Origin of the sequence: Sphingomonas ginsenosidimutans (assembly GCF_002374835.1) — a bacterium.
Lineage (GTDB): Bacteria > Pseudomonadota > Alphaproteobacteria > Sphingomonadales > Sphingomonadaceae > Sphingomonas > Sphingomonas ginsenosidimutans.
The window spans coordinates 44812-61007 of record NZ_NWVD01000008.1; the positions used below are offsets into that span (position 1 = coordinate 44812).

General features: G+C 70.3%; 14 protein-coding genes. 12 read left to right on the plus strand and 2 right to left on the minus strand.

All coding sequences use genetic code 11. From position 1 onward, the window contains the following. The first annotated feature begins 5 nt into the window (after positions 1–5). The 7 genes from COA17_RS14850 (at position 6) to alaS (ending at position 9286) form a co-directional block, all read left to right on the plus strand. Positions 6–1607 (plus strand): tetratricopeptide repeat protein, encoded by a 1602-nt coding sequence (locus COA17_RS14850; protein WP_245857842.1) that lies wholly within the window; start codon positions 6–8, stop codon positions 1605–1607. Between the two features lie 291 nt (positions 1608–1898). Continuing rightward, a complete protein-coding gene (locus COA17_RS14855; protein ID WP_096613655.1) occupies positions 1899–2732 on the plus strand; it encodes a 4-(cytidine 5'-diphospho)-2-C-methyl-D-erythritol kinase in 834 nt (277 codons plus the stop codon). Beyond that, a complete protein-coding gene (locus COA17_RS14860) occupies positions 2729–3436 on the plus strand; it encodes an enoyl-CoA hydratase/isomerase family protein (protein ID WP_096613516.1) in 708 nt (235 codons plus the stop codon). Before COA17_RS14855 ends, COA17_RS14860 begins: the two co-directional genes overlap by 4 nt. 106 nt (positions 3437–3542) lie before the next feature. After that, on the plus strand, positions 3543–4616 hold the full coding sequence (gene recA / locus COA17_RS14865; protein ID WP_066489116.1) for a recombinase RecA: 1074 nt from the start codon (positions 3543–3545) through the stop codon (positions 4614–4616). Between the two features lie 139 nt (positions 4617–4755). Next, a complete protein-coding gene (locus tag COA17_RS14870) occupies positions 4756–5595 on the plus strand; it encodes a class I SAM-dependent methyltransferase (protein WP_096613518.1) in 840 nt (279 codons plus the stop codon). Further along, the gene (locus tag COA17_RS14875) at positions 5592–6239 is read left to right on the plus strand and encodes a glutathione S-transferase family protein (RefSeq protein WP_066488678.1); all 648 of its coding nucleotides are present in this window, start codon (positions 5592–5594) and stop codon (positions 6237–6239) included. The genes COA17_RS14870 and COA17_RS14875 overlap by 4 nt, the downstream gene beginning before the upstream one ends. Positions 6240–6607: 368 nt before the next feature. Further along, entirely contained in the window at positions 6608–9286 is a 2679-nt protein-coding gene (gene alaS / locus COA17_RS14880) for an alanine--tRNA ligase (RefSeq protein WP_096613520.1), read from the plus strand. An 80-nt stretch (positions 9287–9366) separates the two neighbouring features. Here alaS and COA17_RS14885 read toward each other — a convergent pair whose 3' ends face one another. Next, on the minus strand, positions 9367–10035 hold the full coding sequence (locus COA17_RS14885) for a hypothetical protein (RefSeq protein ID WP_141397113.1): 669 nt from the start codon (positions 10033–10035) through the stop codon (positions 9367–9369). 158 nt (positions 10036–10193) lie between these two features. Between COA17_RS14885 and radA the strand changes: the two genes are divergently transcribed. From radA to COA17_RS14910, 5 genes are all read left to right on the plus strand, one after another. Continuing rightward, complete coding sequence (radA, locus tag COA17_RS14890; protein ID WP_096613524.1) at positions 10194–11573, plus strand: DNA repair protein RadA; 1380 nt, start codon at positions 10194–10196, stop codon at positions 11571–11573. A gap of 77 nt (positions 11574–11650) precedes the next feature. Continuing rightward, on the plus strand, positions 11651–12217 hold the full coding sequence (locus COA17_RS14895; protein WP_096613526.1) for a CvpA family protein: 567 nt from the start codon (positions 11651–11653) through the stop codon (positions 12215–12217). Beyond that, the gene (locus tag COA17_RS14900) at positions 12207–12653 is read left to right on the plus strand and encodes an iron-sulfur cluster assembly scaffold protein (RefSeq protein ID WP_096613528.1); all 447 of its coding nucleotides are present in this window, start codon (positions 12207–12209) and stop codon (positions 12651–12653) included. Before COA17_RS14895 ends, COA17_RS14900 begins: the two co-directional genes overlap by 11 nt. Further along, positions 12653–14419, plus strand: coding sequence for a cation:proton antiporter domain-containing protein (locus tag COA17_RS14905; protein WP_070321730.1), 1767 nt, complete (start codon positions 12653–12655; stop codon positions 14417–14419). The genes COA17_RS14900 and COA17_RS14905 overlap by 1 nt, the downstream gene beginning before the upstream one ends. Then, positions 14416–14748, plus strand: coding sequence for a DUF423 domain-containing protein (locus tag COA17_RS14910; RefSeq protein WP_066487794.1), 333 nt, complete (start codon positions 14416–14418; stop codon positions 14746–14748). The genes COA17_RS14905 and COA17_RS14910 overlap by 4 nt, the downstream gene beginning before the upstream one ends. A 2-nt stretch (positions 14749–14750) precedes the next feature. On the opposite strand, the gene COA17_RS14915 is transcribed toward COA17_RS14910, so the two are convergent. Continuing rightward, a complete protein-coding gene (locus tag COA17_RS14915; protein WP_096613657.1) occupies positions 14751–16178 on the minus strand; it encodes an MFS transporter in 1428 nt (475 codons plus the stop codon). Positions 16179–16196 lie beyond the last annotated feature (18 nt).

The following is a 16196-nucleotide window of genomic DNA, read 5'->3' on the forward strand; positions in this document are numbered from 1 at the left end:
TGCTGTTGGCATCCGGTCCCAACGGGCTGGCGGTGTGCCTGGCCATGGCCGCATCGCCGGCGGCGGCGACCGGAACCGTGCCCTCGACCCCCGGCCTGGACCTTTACATGACCGCGCGGGTCGCCGACCGCGACGGTGCGGTGGCGCAGGCGGCGGCCGGCTATGCCGCTGCGCTGGCCGCGTCGCCCGACAATCCCGTCGTGGCATTGCGCGCCTATCGCGAGGCGATCCGTGCCGGCGACCTCGATCTGGCGGATCGCGCCGCGGCGGTGCTCGCCGCGCATCATGCCGCCCCCGCCGACGCCCCGCTGCTGGCGATCGCGCGGGCGGCGGCGGCGGGCGATGCGGCGGCGGCACGGCGCGCGTTGGCGGGGCTGGAAAGTGGGCCGCTGCGCGTCCTGACGCCGGCGCTCGACCGCTGGATCGCGGGGCGTGCCGGAGGCGACGTGCCGGTCGATCCGGTGGCGCAGCGGTTTGCGCGGGAAAGCGACGTGCTGCTGCAACTCGGCCGCGGCGATGTCGCGGCGGGAATGGCCGCGATCGGCCCGCTGATCGCGACGGAGCGCGCCGGCGTGGATCAGGCCGCGCAGGACCTGCGGCTTGCCGCCGCGCGGCTGCTGATCGGCCGCGGGCAGGAGGGGGCGGCCCGTGCGCTGCTGGTGGGGGATGCATCGCCCGTTGCGGCGCTGCGCGACCGTCCGCGCGGGCAGGGCGCGCGCCCGACGCTGGCGTTCGGCGTCGCCTATCTGTTCACCCGCATCGCCTCCGATCTGTCGCCGGGGGATCCGGGGCCGATCGGCTATGCGCTGATCCGCGGTGCGCTGCGCGCCGATCCCGGCGACGACCGCGCACGCATCCTGCTGGCCGCGGCGCTGTCGAAGGACGACGCCGTCGATCGCGGCATCGCCGAACTGGCGCAGATCCGCCCGGACAGCATCTATGCCGCCAACGCGCGCGCCGGGCGCGTGCAGCTGCTCGCGGCGAAGGGCGATACCGAGGCGGCTGTGGCGGAAGCGCGCGTGCTGGCGCAGGCGCCGGGCGCGACCGATGCCGATCGCCTGCGGCTCGCCGATCTCTATCTGCGGTTCGACCAGCCGGTCGACGCCGCGGCCATCTTCCGTGCGCTGACCACGCGCGTCGGCGCGGTGCAGGACGGGACGCTCTGGCTGCAATATGGCGCCGCGCTGGACCGCGCGGGGCAGTGGCAGGAGGCGCGTGCCGCGCTGGAACGCGCGGTCGCGCTGGCGCCGGGCGATCCCATCGCGCTCAACTATCTGGGCTATGCGCTGGTCGAACACGGCGAACAGCCCGACACCGCCCAGGCGCTGCTGGAACGCGCCGCCGCGCTGAAGCCGGGGGATGCGGCGATCACCGATTCGCTCGGCTGGTCGCTGCTGCGCCGCGGACAGGTGGCGCGCGCGATCCCGCTGATCGAACGCGCCGCCGCCGCGGACCCGGCCAATGCCGAGATCGGCGAGCATCTGGGGGACGCCTATTGGCAGGCCGGCCGCCGCTATGAAGCGCGCTACGCCTGGACCGCCGCGCGCGTCTCGGCGCAGCCCCCCGCGACGACGCGGCTGGATGCGAAGATCGCCGACGGGCTGTAGGCCGGCGGGGCGCTGGCGCATGGCGTCGCTCCCCCGGTCATCCGGGAACGTCCCGCATGACGACGAGCGCGGCTTGTGCAGGGCGCAACAAAGAAAATTTCACGGAGGATGGTGCCCCCGCCGCGACAGCGGCCCTCATCTTTCAGTCGACCGGCGCATCACGGTGCGGGCCATCCTCCGCGCACTCCGCGCCTCCGCGTCTTCGCGCGAGCCCCTACCACCTCGCTCCGCGCCGACGCCCGCGATCGCACCCACCTTGCCGATCCGGCCCCCGTGCCGCACAGCGCGCGGATGCTGACCGAAACCGCCCCGGCCAAGATCAACCTGGCGCTGCACGTCCGCGCGCGGCGCCCCGACGGCTATCACGATCTGGAGACGCTGTTCGTCTTCGCGCGTGACGGCGATCGCGTGTCGCTGGCCGACGCCGATACGTCCGCTTTCACCGTAGGCGGCCCGTTCGCGGGCGTCGTCGGGCCGGACGCCGACAATCTGGTCGTGCGCGCCGCCGCGGCGTTCCGCGCGGCGTTCGGCATCGCGCAGCATCATGCGATCACGCTCGACAAATATCTGCCGGTCGCCTCCGGGATCGGCGGCGGATCGGCGGATGCCGCCGCGACGCTCCGCGCGCTGGCGCGGCGGCATGACGTGGCGGCGGACGACGCGCGGCTGGTCGCGCTGGCCGTCGGGCTGGGTGCCGACGTGCCCGCCTGCCTGCTTGGCCGCGCCGCCTTCGGCAGCGGTCGGGGCGATGCGCTGACGCCGATCGCCGGACTGGGCGACATGCCGGTGCTGCTGGTCAATCCGCTGGTGCCGGTGTCGACCGCGGCGATCTTCGCCGGGTGGGACGGCGTCGATCGCGGCGCGATCCCGAACGGCGGCGACACGCTCGCGCGTGGTATCGCCGGGCGCAACGATCTGCAGCCCGCCGCCGAACGGGTCGCGCCGCAGGTGGCGCAGGTGCTGGCGATCCTGCGCGAGCGACCGGGCGCGGTGCTGGCACGGATGTCGGGATCGGGCGCGACCTGTTTCGCCTTGTTCCCGGACGCGGCGGATCGCGACGCGGCGGCGGCCGTGGTCGCCGCGGAACAACCGGGCTGGTGGCGGTTGGCGAGCGTCGTCGCGTGATCGCGCTCGACGTCGCCGGCGGGATCGCCACGGTCACGCTCGATCGCCCGGCGGCGCGCAACGCCCTGCCGACCGCCGGGTGGCGCGCGCTCGCCGATCTGCTCGCCCGCGTCCCCGCCGATGCCGCGGCGCTGGTGGTCGCCTCATCGACTCCGGGGGTGTTTTCCGCCGGCGCCGATCTCGCCGATCTGGCGCGGCTGGTCGATGATGTGCCGGCGCGCACCGCGTTCCGGCAGGCGATGCAGGACGCGGTGGAGGCGCTGGCCGCGCTGCCGATGCCCACGGTCGCGGCGGTCGGGGGCGCGGCGTTCGGCGCCGGGGTCGCGCTCGCGCTCGCCTGCGACGTGATCGTCGCGGGGGCGGATGCGCGCTTTTCCATTCCCCCGGCGCGGCTGGGGATCGGCTATCCGGCCGGCGACGTCGCGCGGCTGATCGCGCGGGTGGGGAAGGGGCAGGCGGCGCGGCTGCTGTTCACCGCCGCACCCGTCGATGCGGCGGAGGCGCTGCGGATCGGGTTGGCCGATCTGTCCGGTGACGGCGTGGACGTCGCCCGGACGATCGCCGCGAACGACGCCGATGCGCTCCGGTTGCTCAAAAACACCCTTCGTTCGCCGCACGACTCGTCCCTGTCCGCCGCCTTCGAGGCGTCGTTCGGCTCCCCTGCCTTCGCCAATGGGGTCGCCCGCTACCGCCGCACCTCTTGATTTGCCCATGAAGTTCCCCACTTGTTCTCATGGAACAAAGGCGATACACGCTTCCGAACGCGTTGAATGGTACGCGCGGGTGCTCTAGCGAAGGGGTCTTCAGGCAATGGCCGCCAAACTTCAGGTGATCGATACCGGCATGGCAACCGCAACTACCGACCGTCAAAAGGCGCTCGACGCCGCGCTCGCGCAGATCGACCGCGCCTTCGGCAAGGGCTCGGCGATGAAGCTGGGGCAGAAGGAAACGATGCAGGTGGAGGCGATCTCCACCGGCTCGCTGGGCCTCGACATCGCACTCGGCGTCGGCGGCCTGCCGCGCGGCCGCGTGATCGAAGTGTACGGCCCCGAAAGCTCGGGCAAGACCACGCTGGCGCTGCATGTCATTGCCGAGGCGCAGAAAAACGGCGGCACCGCGGCGTTCGTCGATGCCGAACACGCGCTCGATCCGGTCTATGCGCGCAAGCTGGGCGTCAACATCGACGAACTGATCGTGTCGCAGCCGGACACTGGCGAACAGGCGCTGGAGATCACCGACACGCTGGTCCGCTCCAACGCGATCGACGTGCTGGTGGTCGATTCGGTCGCCGCGCTGGTCCCCCGCGCGGAGATCGAAGGCGAGATGGGCGACAGCCACGTCGGCCTCCAGGCCCGCCTGATGTCCCAGTCCCTCCGCAAGCTGACCGGTTCGATCAGCCGCTCGCGCTGCATGGTCATCTTCATCAACCAGCTGCGCATGAAGATCGGCGTGATGTACGGCAATCCGGAGACGACCACCGGCGGCAACGCACTGAAATTCTACGCTTCCGTCCGCCTCGACATCCGCCGCACCGGCGCGATCAAGGACCGGGACGAGGTGATCGGCAACGCCACCCGCGTGAAGGTGGTGAAGAACAAGGTCGCCCCGCCGTTCAAGCAGGTCGAATTCGACATCATGTACGGCGAAGGCATCTCGAAGATCGGCGAGGTGCTCGACCTGGGGGTCAAGGCCGGGCTGGTCGAGAAGTCGGGCGCATGGTTCTCCTACGATTCGGTACGGATCGGGCAGGGGCGCGAGAACGCCAAGACGTTCCTGCGTGAGAATCCCGAGATGCTCGATCGACTCGAAAAGGCGATTCGCGCCCGCACCGCGCAGGTGTCGGACGGGATGATGGCCGGTCCGAGCGAAGAGGACGATCTCTGATCCGCGCATCTGCCTGCGTCGGTGACGGGCGACCCGCCGGCGACGGCGGGTCGATTCGTTTCCGCGGCAGCAGGGAGAGGCAAGGGCGATCCGTGGTTGTTGATGCCGGTGTCGCCGCGCAAGGGCAGGATCGGATGCCATGACCGGAGCACAGGACTGGCGCGGCCGAGTCGGCGAGACCTGGGCCGCCGAATATCGTCGGACCGAGCGCGCCTTTTCCGCGATCGCGCAGGCGCTCGATCTCACCGTTGCGCAACATGCTCCCGATAAGGGCCGGGCCGTGGACATCGGATGCGGGGCGGGCAGTACCGCGATCGCGCTGGCGCGGGCGCGGCCGGACATGACTGTCACCGGCATCGACCTGTCGGTCCCGCTGCTGTCGGTGGCGCAATCGCGCGCGGACGGCATCCCGCGCCTGCAATTCGTTGCAGGGGATGCGCGTGAGCTGCTGCCGTCGATGGCGCCGCTCGACCTGCTGGTCTCACGACATGGCGTCATGTTCTTCGACGATCCCGTCGCGGGATTCGCCGATATGGCCCGCGCGGCGCGCGGGGGGGCGCCGCTGGTGTTCTCGTGCTTTCGCTCGCGGATCGAAAACGACTGGTCGGGCGCGGTCGATCGCGTGCTGGGCCAGGCGGCACCCGCCGACGGCCATGCGCCCGGTCCCTATGCGCTCGCCGACCGGGAACGCACCTATCGCATCCTGCACGACGCCGGCTGGCACCGGATCGCGGCGACTCCGCACGACGTCCGCTACGTCGTCGGCGAAGGTGACGATGCGGTGGAGGATGCCCTGGCCTTCTATCGCCGGATCGGGTCGGCGGCGGCGATATTGGCCGCGGTGGACGGGGGGGAACGGCGGCGGCTGGAAGATGCGTTGCGCGATATGCTGGCCGCACGGATATGCGGCGGGGCAATCGCGTTTACCGCAGCGATCTGGATATGGACCGCCACGGCGGCAGGAGAGCGAATGGCATGACGATCATCGTCCATCACTTGGAAAATTCGCGGTCGCAGCGCGTCCTGTGGATGCTCGAGGAACTCGGCATGCCCTATACCGTCAAGCGCTATGAGCGGGACCGCCGCACGATGCTGGCCCCGCCGGAACTGCGGCGTGTCCATCCGCTCGGCAAGTCGCCGGTGATCGAGGATGACGAGGACAATGCCGCCGGCGCGCCGCGCGTGATCGCGGAGACCGGCGCGATCGTGGAGTATCTGGTCGACAAGGCCGACGGGGAACTGGGCGCACCCAGCCGGCGCGAAGAGGCGCTCGCCTATCGGTTCTGGCTGCATTACGCCGAAGGCTCGATGATGCCGCCGCTGCTGCTGAAACTGGTGCTGGGGCGCATCCCGCTGATGGGCAAGCCCGCGGCGAAGAAGATCCAGCCGATGATCGACCGGCATCTCGATTACGTCGAAAGCCAGCTGGCCAGCCGCCCGTGGTTCGCGGGTGAGGGCTTTACCGCCGCCGATGTGATGATGAGTTTCCCGCTGGAGGCGGCGCGCAGCCGTGCCGGGCTGGACGGGGGGCGTCCGGCGACGATCGCGTGGCTCGAACGGATCCATGCGCGGCCAGCCTATCAGCGCGCGCTGGAGGCTGGCGGGCCCTACGCCTACGCCTGACGAGTGAAGCGGAACGGCGGTCCGCCGGTTCGCATCGCGTGACGTCGACGTTTGTTCCGTCCAGGGCGTGACGGGCATTTCGTGCCCCGCGCCTTCCAACCGCCACCCGGAACGTTCGCTTCCGCTTGGAAGAACCTTTTCCCGCCGCGCGACGCTGCCCGGTCGACCGACCATTCCGTCGGGCCGGCGACCGTGGGATGCTAGGGACGTACTATGGCGCGCCCTGACGGACAGATGGCCAGCGGGACAATAGCGCTGGACCCCGCACACACCCCCGGTCGCCCGCCGGGAACAGCACCCCCTATCGGTCGTTTCGCGCGCGCGTCACGGATTGTCGCGCGCGCCGGTTCCGCCTAAGTCGCGCTGTTATGACTTCGACCAACGACATTCGCCGCTCGTTCCTCGACTATTTCGGCGGCAGCGGCCACCGCATCGTGCCCTCCGCGCCGCTGGTGCCGCAGAACGATCCGACGCTGATGTTCGTCAACGCCGGGATGGTGCCGTTCAAGAACGTCTTCACCGGTCTGGAAACGCGCCCCTATTCCACCGCGACCAGCTCGCAGAAGTGCGTGCGCGCGGGCGGCAAGCACAACGATCTGGACAATGTCGGCTATACCGCGCGGCATCACACCTTCTTCGAAATGCTCGGCAATTTTTCGTTCGGGGATTATTTCAAGGAACAGGCGATCACGCATGCGTGGACACTGCTGACCCGCGAATGGGGGCTGCCGGCGGACAGGCTCACCGTCACGGTCTATCATACCGACGATCAGGCGGCCGATCTGTGGAAGAAGATTGCCGGCTTGCCCGATCAGCGCATCATCCGCATCGCGACCAAGGACAATTTCTGGGCGATGGGATCGGACGGGCCGTGCGGGCCGTGTTCGGAAATCTTCTACGACCATGGCGATCACATCCCCGGCGGCCCGCCGGGCAGCCCGGACGAGGACGGCGACCGCTTCGTCGAAATCTGGAACCTGGTGTTCATGCAGCATGTGCAGGAGGCGGATGCGATCATCGGCGACCTGCCGCGGCCGTCGATCGACACCGGTATGGGGCTGGAGCGCGTCGCCGCGGTGATGCAGGGCGTCCACGACAATTACGATACCGATACGTTCAAGGCGCTGATCGCGGCGTCGGGGGCGCTGACCCACACGGCCACCACGGGTGAGACGCAGGCGAGCCATCGCGTGATCGCCGATCACCTGCGCTGCTCGGGCTTCCTGGTGGCCGATGGCGTGCTGCCCGCCAATGAGGGGCGCGGCTATGTGCTGCGCCGGATCATGCGGCGCGCGATGCGGCATGCGCATCTGCTGGGTGGCGCCAAAGGAAATGGTGGGGAGCCGTTGATGCACAGGCTGGTGCCGGCGCTGGTATCGGAAATGGGCGCGGCCTATCCCGAACTTGTCCGCGCGCAGCCACTGATCGAGGCCACGCTGCGGCAGGAGGAAACGCGCTTCCGCCAGACGCTGGACAAGGGGCTGAAGCTGCTGGACGAGGCGACCGCGGGGATGCGCGCGGGCGATACGCTGCCGGGCGAGACGGCGTTCCGCCTCTACGACACGTTCGGCTTCCCCTATGACCTGACCGAGGATGCGCTGCGCGCGCAGGACCTTGGCGTCGATCGCGCCGGGTTCGATGCCGCGATGGCGGAGCAGAAGCGTGCCGCGCGCGCGGCCTGGAAGGGTTCGGGGGCGAAGGCGTCCGACGAATTGTGGTTCGATATCGCCGAGGAAGTCGGGGCGACCGAATTCACCGGCTATGCCAGCGACGTCGGCGAGGGCGTCGTGCTCGCGCTGGTGCGCGACGGCGCGCGGGTCGACCAGGCCGCGGCGGGCGAGCAGGTGGACGTTATCGTCAACCAGTCGCCTTTCTATGCCGAAAGCGGAGGACAGGTCGGGGACGCGGGCAGCATCGCCGGCGACGGCGGGCTGGCCGCGACCGTGACGGATACGTCGAAGCAGCTCGGCAAGCTGTGGGTGCATCACGCGCGGGTCGACGCGGGCGCGATCAAGGTCGGCGACACCGTCAAGCTGGCGATCGACCTGACGCGGCGGGCCGCGATCCGCGCGAACCATTCGGCCACGCACCTGCTGCACGAGGCGCTGCGCCAGAAGCTGGGCACGCATGTCGTGCAGAAGGGATCGCTGGTGGCGCCAGAGCGGCTGCGCTTCGACGTGTCGCATCCCAGCGCGATGTCGGCCGCCGAACTGGCCGAGGCGGAGGCCGCCGTGAACGCCCAGATCCGCGCGAACGGCACGGTGGAAACGCGGCTGATGACGCCGGATGATGCGATCGCAATGGGCGCCATGGCGCTGTTCGGCGAAAAATACGGCGACGAAGTGCGAGTCGTATCGATGGGAAGCGACGATGCGGGCGCGACCTATTCGATCGAATTGTGCGGTGGGACGCACGTCCGCGCGCTGGGCGACATCGGCGTGTTCAAGATTATCGGCGAAAGCGCGGTGTCGAGCGGCGTGCGCCGCGTCGAGGCGCTGACCGGTGAAGCGGCACGCGCCTATCTGAACGCACGCGACGAGAAGCTGCGCGAGGCTGCGGCGACGCTGAAGACGACGCCGGACGACGTGCCCGCGCGCGTCGCCACGCTGATGGAGGAGCGCCGCCGGCTGGAGCGCGAACTGGCCGAAGCGAAGAAGGCGCTGGCACTGGGCGGCGGCGCGGGCGCCGATACGCCCGGGCCGGAGAGCGTCAACGGCATCGGCTTCGTCGGGCAGGTGCTGGACGGATTCGAGGCGAAGGGGCTGCGCGGCGCGGTGGACGACGCCAAGGCGCGCGTCGGTTCGGGCGTGGCGGTGATGGTCGCGGTCAATGAGGGCCGCGCGTCGGTTGCGGTCGGCGTGACCGACGATCTGCTGGGCGCGTTGAACGCGGTCGACCTGTTGCGCCGTGCGGTGGCCGAACTGGGCGGACAGGGCGGCGGCGGCCGCCCCGACATGGCGCAGGGCGGCGGACCGGACGGCAGCAAGGCGGCCGGGGCGGTCGCGGCGGTGCGAGCGGCACTGGAGCAGGTCAGCCAGCCGGCCTGACGTTCGGATACGCCAAAAGGAAACGGCGCCCGCATCCTGCGATGCGGGCGCCGTCCCTATTTCAAGCGGTCAACCGGCGTTTAGCGCGGCTTGCGCTTCGCCTTCGGGGTGGTGGCGGCCGTCGTAGTCGCCTCCGCCGCGGTGTCGGTCGAGGTGGTTGCGGCTTCCGCCTGCGTCGCGGTGGCGGCGCTGGCGCTGGCTGCCGGGGCGGCGGCGCCCATCGCGGCCTTCAGCTGGTCGGCGGTCATGCCGATCGTGATGCCCTGCGGCCCCGGACCGAAGCCGTTCATCGGCAGCTTGGCGTCACCGTCGGTCGTGGTCAGCGTGATGCCGGTGGCATCGACCGACTTGATCGTGCCGAGCTGCGCACCGCCGGTGCCGTAGACGGTGGCGCCGGGAACCAGCTTCGACTTGAATTCCGCGCTGGCCTGCGCCTGCTGCTGGCCAGCGGCGGCCTCGAGCTGCGCCTTCGTCAGCGCCAGCACCGGACCCTGCGCACCCTTACCGAGCGAGGTCAGCGGAACAGCCGCCTTCACGGTGCCGGTGTTGATGACCGCGTTGGTCCCGTCGGTGCTGTCGACGGTGCCGACGACACCGCCGGCGGTGTCATATACCGTGGCACCGGTGGTGACGGTGACGCCCGCGGTGGCGGCACCGGTCTGTGCGGGGGCTGGCGCTGGTGCCTGGGCCATCGCGGCACCCGGCAGCGCGATGGCGGAAGCAAGAGCGAAAACAGCAAAATTCTTCACGAGGCACTCCTTCTCTCGTTTGTGAATTCGTGTCGCCATGGCAACGACGAGGCCATGAAGAGGGTTCCGAATCTGCCGCATTTTGCCTGCACGTTGCATGAACCGGCTGTTCATCGCAGGTTTGTTCCCCTATCGTTCCTTTGGCGCTAGGGGGACGCATGGCCAAGGCTCAGAAGCGATACGTATGCCAGTCATGTGGCTCGGTTAGCCACCGCTGGCAGGGGCAATGCGCCGATTGTTCGGCGTGGAACACACTGGTGGAGGAGACGCCGGTCACGGTCACGCCGTTCCAGGCGCGGCACAACCTGCAGGGCGGCGGGCGTGCGATCGAGATGATCGGGCTGGACACCGACGTGGCGTTGCCGGAGCGGACCGCGTTCGGCATGGCGGAACTGGATCGCGCGCTGGGTGGCGGGCTGGTCGCGGGGTCGGCGACGCTGATCGGCGGCGATCCCGGAATCGGCAAGTCGACGTTGCTGTTGCAGGCGGCGGCGGCGCTGGCGCGGCGGGGGCATGACGTCGCCTATGTCTCCGGCGAGGAAGCGGCCGATCAGGTGCGGCTGCGCGCGCGGCGGCTGGGGCTGGGCGATGCGCCGGTGCGGCTGGCGGCGGCGACGTCGACGCGCGATATTCTGACCACGATGGGACAGGGCACGCCGCCTGCGCTGCTGGTGATTGATTCGATCCAGACGATGCATTCCGACCTGATCGAGGGGGCGCCGGGGACGGTCAGTCAGGTGCGGGCGAGCGCACAGGAACTGATCCGCTTCGCCAAGGAGCGCGGCACCGCGGTCATCCTGGTCGGCCATGTGACCAAGGACGGCACGATCGCGGGGCCGCGCGTGCTGGAGCATATGGTCGACACCGTGCTCAGCTTCGAGGGCGAGCGCAGCCATCAGTATCGCATTCTGCGCAGCCTGAAGAACCGTTTCGGCGGCACCGACGAGATCGGCGTGTTCGCGATGGCGGGCGACGGGCTGGCGGAGGTGTCCAACCCTTCCGCATTGTTCCTGACGCAGCGCGACGAGAGCGTGACCGGGACGACGGTGTTCCCCGCGCTGGAGGGGACGCGCCCAGTGCTGGTCGAGATCCAGGCGCTGGTCGTGCGGCTCGCCAGCGGGGCGACGCCGCGGCGCGCGGTCGTCGGGTGGGATTCGGGGCGGCTGGCGATGATCCTGGCGGTGCTGGAGGCGCGCTGCGGGCTGAGCTTTTCAACCTGCGAGGTCTATCTGAACGTCGCGGGTGGCTATCGCGTGCAGGATCCGGCGGCGGATGTGGCGGTGGCCGCGGCGCTGGTGTCGGCGCTGAGCGAGCGGCCGGTGCCGGTCGATGCGGTAGCGTTCGGCGAAATCGCGCTGTCCGGCGAATTGCGGCCGGTGGCGCACGCGCCGCTGCGGCTGAAGGAAGCGGCCAAGCTGGGGTTCGAGCGCGCGCTGCTGCCGATCGCGGCGGCCGAGGCGGCAGCGAGCGGGCCGATTCGCGTATCGGGGTTCCGCACGCTGGGCCAGTTCGTCGACCACATGCTGGGCCGGGGGTGACCATGGGCGCGCGCCAGCCCTGGATCGGCCGGAAACCGCTCTAGCGGCGCGGCGCGTCCGGCCATATGGGGAAGGGCATGGAGCTTCACGGCCTCGACATCATCGTCCTCGTATTGGTCGGGCTGACGGCTCTGGGGGGGGCGCGTCGCGGGTTCGTGGGCGAAGTGCTGGCGCTGTTCGCCTGGGTGGCGATGATCTTCGCGCTCAAGATCTTCCATCTGCCGCTGGCGAAGGCCGTGTCGGCGATCGTCGGGACGCCGTCGGGTGCGGCGGTGCTGGCGTTCGTGGTGCTGACGGGCGGCACCTATCTGGCCAGCCGGCTGGTCATCAACGCGATCGCGCGGCGCACGCGCACGTCGGTGCTGGGCCCGATCGACAGGGCGCTGGGCTTCGGTTTCGGCGCGTTGAAGGGTTTGATCCTGGCCAGCCTTGCCTATCTGTTCGTGGTGCTGGTGCTGGACACGATGGGGGGTGGGCCGACCCACCGCCCGGACTGGCTGGTGAAGGCGCGTACCTATCCGCTGCTTAGCGCCACCAGCGCGTCGATGGCGGATTTCGTCGATCGCCGACGCAAGGGGCAACCGGTCTTCGGAAGCAAGCCCGCGCCGGTGCCCAAGGAAGCGACCCGCCACGATGAGCCTTGACCTTTACACCCCCGACGTCAGCGCGCTGGCGGTCGGCAATCCCTATCCCGAGCGGCTGGCGGCGGCGGACGGGTCGGCCGAGCGGCGCTCGCCGATCTGCGGCAGCCGTGTGGCGGTGGACGTGGCGCTGGCCGACGACGGCCGGGTGGCGATGCTGGGCACGCAGGTGCGTGCGTGCCTGCTGGGACAGGCGAGCGCGACGTTGATGGCGCGCCATGCGATCGGGCGCACCCCGGCCGAACTGGCGGCGGCCCGTGACGAACTGACCGCCTGGCTGGCGGGCGAGGGGGCGGTGCCCGGCTGGCCGGGGCTGGACGTGTTCACGCCCGGGCTGAAACTGACGGCGCGCCACCCGTCGATCCGGCTCGCCTTCGAGGCCGCGGCGGAGGCGGCCGGTGCCGCGCAGCGCGCGCGGCAAGAGCGGACGGGCGCCTGATGGAGCATGTGGCGTCGGGATCGCTGGTCAGGGACGGCACGATCCTTCTGGGGGCGGGGCTGTTCTTCGTCCTGGTTTTCCGGCGGCTGGGGCTGGGCGCCACGCTGGGCTTCTTGGTGGCGGGCGCGCTGGTCGGGCCGCAATTGCTCGGGCTGGTCGGCGATGCCGAAGGCAAGATGGGGTTCGCCGAACTGGGCATCACCCTGCTGCTGTTCATCGTCGGGCTGGAACTGAGCCCGCCGCGATTGTGGCGGTTGAAGGAGGATATCCTCGGCCTGGGGCTGTTGCAGGTGGTGGCGTGCGGCATCGCGATCGCCGCGATCCTGGCGGTGGCGGCGCATTTCTCGCTCGCCGCCGCGCTGGCGGTGGGGATGCCGCTGGCGCTGTCCTCGACCGCGCAGGTGCTGCCGATGCTGCAATCGTCGGGACGGCTGCGCACGCCGTTCGGGGAACGCGCTTTCTCGATTCTGCTGTTCCAGGACCTGTCGATCATCCCGATGATCACGATCATCACCGCGATGAGTCGCAATCCCGCCGACATGGGCGGTCCCCCGGGCTGGGTGCTGGTGGTGTACACCGTGCTGGCGATCACCGGGCTGGTCGCGGCGGGGCGGTTCGTACTGCGCCCGCTCTTCAGGCTGATCGGCAACCTGGGCGAGCGCGAGATGTTCGTGTTCGCGGCGCTGTTCACCGTCATCGCGGCGGCGGCGTTGATGCAGTCGCTGGGGCTGTCGACCGCACTGGGCGCGTTCGTGGCGGGCGTGATGCTGGCGGACAGCCCGTACCGGCATGAATTGGAAACCGATGTCGAGCCGTTCCGCTCGATCCTGCTCGGGCTGTTCTTCCTGTCGGTCGGCATGATGCTGAACCTGGAGGCGATCGCCGAGCGGCCGCTGTTCGTCGTCGCGATGGCCGCGGCGCTGATCGCGACCAAGACGGTGATCGTCACCGTGCTGGGCCTCGTCTTCCGCATGAAGTGGCGGCCGGCGCTGGCGCTGGGGCTGCTGCTGAGCCAGGGGGGCGAATTCGGCTTCGTCCTGCTCGGGCAGGCGCAGAACGCCTATCTGATCGCGCCGGAGGCGGCGAGCCTGTTCGGCGCGATCATCACGCTGTCGATGGCGACCACGCCGTTCCTGATGGCCGCGACCCGCGCGTTCCGCGAACAGCCGCTGGCCAGCGACGACGCGCGCGACGGACCGACCGCCGATGGCGCCAATGCGGTCATCGTCGGCTATGGCCGGTTCGGGCAGACGGTGGGCCAGATGCTGCTGGCGCAGGACATCCCCGTCACGCTGATCGACACCGATATCGAGATGATCGATATCGCCGCGGAATTCGGGTCGAAGGTCTATTACGGCGACGGCACGCGCATCGACCTGCTGCGGCAGGCGGGCGCGGCCGAGGCGGAACTGATCCTGTTCTGCATGGACGGCGATCAGCTGGACGCGACCACGGTCGAGGCGATCCATGAGGCGTTCCCAAAAGCCGCGCTGTATGTGCGCGCGTTCGATCGCCGCGCGCTGGTGAAGCTGAAGGGCGGGCCGACGCGCTATGTCGTGCGCGAGGTGCTGGAATCGGCGATCCGCATGGCGCGGCTGGCGATGCGCGACCTGGGCGTGTCGGCCGCCGATATCGACCGGGCGGAGGACATGTACCGCGCGCGCGACAAGGAACGGCTGCGTATCCAGATCGAGGCGGGCGACCTGCGCGCCGCGCGGGCGCAGGTAGCAGCGGAACAGCCGTGGGGCGGAGGAGGCGCGCAATGAACCTGGTGCTGGTGCTGGCAGCACTGTCGGGCGCGATGGCGGTGGGCGCGGGGGCGTTCGGCGCGCATGGCGCCAGCGGCGCGGCGGTCGAGTGGCTGAAGACCGGCGGACACTATCAACTGGTCCACGCGGTCGCGGCGATCGTCGCGCTGCGGATGGAGCTGCGCGGGCCGGCGTGGCTGTTCGTCGCGGGCGCCGGCATCTTCGCGGGCACGCTGTACCTAATGGCGCTGGGGCTGCCGCGCTGGCTGGGCGCGATCACGCCGATCGGTGGCACGCTGCTGATCGCCGGATGGCTGTGGCTGGCGGTAGCGGCGCTGCGCGGCTGAGGTCAGCGCACCGACACCGCCGGCTGCGCGTCGTCCGCCTCCACCCCCTTCGGATCGCGGATCGACGGGCGCAGCCGCGCGAGGCTGCATAGCCCCGCGACCAGCGCCAGACCGGCCGACACCAGCGGCGGCACGTTGCCCGCGCCGACGCCGAGCGCGAGCAGCGCGGCGACCAGCGTCGCCCCCGTCGTCTGCCCGACCAGCCGCACCGTGCTGACGAGGCCGCCGGCCGCCGCCGCCCGCTCGCGCGGGGCCGAACCGATGATGAGCCGCGCATTGGGCGGCAGGAACGTGCCGAAGCCCGACCCGCACAGCGCCATCCGCCACGCGATGTCGAAGTAGCTGGGGTCCGCGGGCATGAATGCGATCAGCAGCAGCGCGACGAACGAGATCGCCATGCCGATCCCGCCCAGCAGCCCCGCGGGTATCCGGTCCGACAGCCAGCCGGTCAGCGGCGCGACGATCATGTTGGTCAGCGGCCACGGCGCGATCGCGGCGCCCACCGCCGCGGCGGTGAAGCCGAATTCGTGGGTCAGCCGGAAGGGCGTCGACAGCAGCAGCGTCATCGACGCGACGAAGGCGGTGAACCCGCCTAGTGTCGACAACGCGATGACCGGGCGGCCGAGCAGATCGATCGGCAGGATCGGAACGGTCGTCGCACGCTCGCGCCGGACGTAGATGACGCCGACGGTGATCCCCAGCGCGACGATCGCGGCGGAGACGACCGGGCTGTCGCCGTGGACCGCGCTTTCCGCGCCGCCGATCGTCAGTCCGAACATCGCCGCGCACATCGCCGCGCCGGTCAGGTCGAACTTCCCGTCCCGCGGCGGCGTGTCGGGCAGCGCGCGGCCGAGCAGCAGCGAGGCGATCGCGAACGGGATCGCGCTGGCGAACACCCACGGCCATGGCGCGACCGACAGCACCAGCCCGCCGATCGTCGGCGCGGCGGCGGCGCTGCTCGACACGATCACCGAATTGATGCCCAGCCCGCGCCCCAGCTGCGCCGCGGGATAGGTCTGGCGGATCAGCGCGGAGGCGACCGCCAGCGCGCCGGCCGCGCCGATCGCCTGAACCGCACGCACCACCAGCAGGAACGGCAGGCTGTTGGCGAAGAAGCACAGCAAGGTCGCGGCGGTGAAGATCAGCTGACCCAGCTGATACATCCGCTTCAGCCCGATCCGCTCGCCCAACCCCGCGAACGGCAGCATCAGCATGACGAGCATCAGCTGATAGACGGTGACGATCGCCACCACCGACGATGACCCGACGTGCAAGTCGCGTGCGATCGTCGGCAATGCGACATTGGCGACGCCGCCGTCGATGATGACCAGCGCGGTGCCGAAGCACAGCGCGGCGATGGCGGCATAGCGGCGCGGGGTCGGCAGGCCGTCACCGGCGGGCGCGCCCTTGGCTTGGGGGGCGGGGCTGATCGGCTGGTGGATAAGGGA

Excerpts from the sequence above, each read along its gene's own strand:
- radA (WP_096613524.1), top strand. The coding sequence starts at position 10,194 with ATGGCCAAGGCTCAGAAGCGATACGTATGCCAGTCATGTGGCTCGGTT.
- COA17_RS14910 (WP_066487794.1), top strand. The coding sequence starts at position 14,416 with ATGAACCTGGTGCTGGTGCTGGCAGCACTGTCGGGCGCGATGGCGGTG.
- COA17_RS14870 (WP_096613518.1), top strand. The coding sequence starts at position 4,756 with ATGACCGGAGCACAGGACTGGCGCGGCCGAGTCGGCGAGACCTGGGCC.
- COA17_RS14875 (WP_066488678.1), top strand. The coding sequence starts at position 5,592 with ATGACGATCATCGTCCATCACTTGGAAAATTCGCGGTCGCAGCGCGTC.
- COA17_RS14900 (WP_096613528.1), top strand. The coding sequence starts at position 12,207 with ATGAGCCTTGACCTTTACACCCCCGACGTCAGCGCGCTGGCGGTCGGC.
- alaS (WP_096613520.1), top strand. The coding sequence starts at position 6,608 with ATGACTTCGACCAACGACATTCGCCGCTCGTTCCTCGACTATTTCGGC.
- COA17_RS14895 (WP_096613526.1), top strand. The coding sequence starts at position 11,651 with ATGGAGCTTCACGGCCTCGACATCATCGTCCTCGTATTGGTCGGGCTG.
- recA (WP_066489116.1), top strand. The coding sequence starts at position 3,543 with ATGGCCGCCAAACTTCAGGTGATCGATACCGGCATGGCAACCGCAACT.
- COA17_RS14905 (WP_070321730.1), top strand. The coding sequence starts at position 12,653 with ATGGAGCATGTGGCGTCGGGATCGCTGGTCAGGGACGGCACGATCCTT.
- COA17_RS14855 (WP_096613655.1), top strand. The coding sequence starts at position 1,899 with ATGCTGACCGAAACCGCCCCGGCCAAGATCAACCTGGCGCTGCACGTC.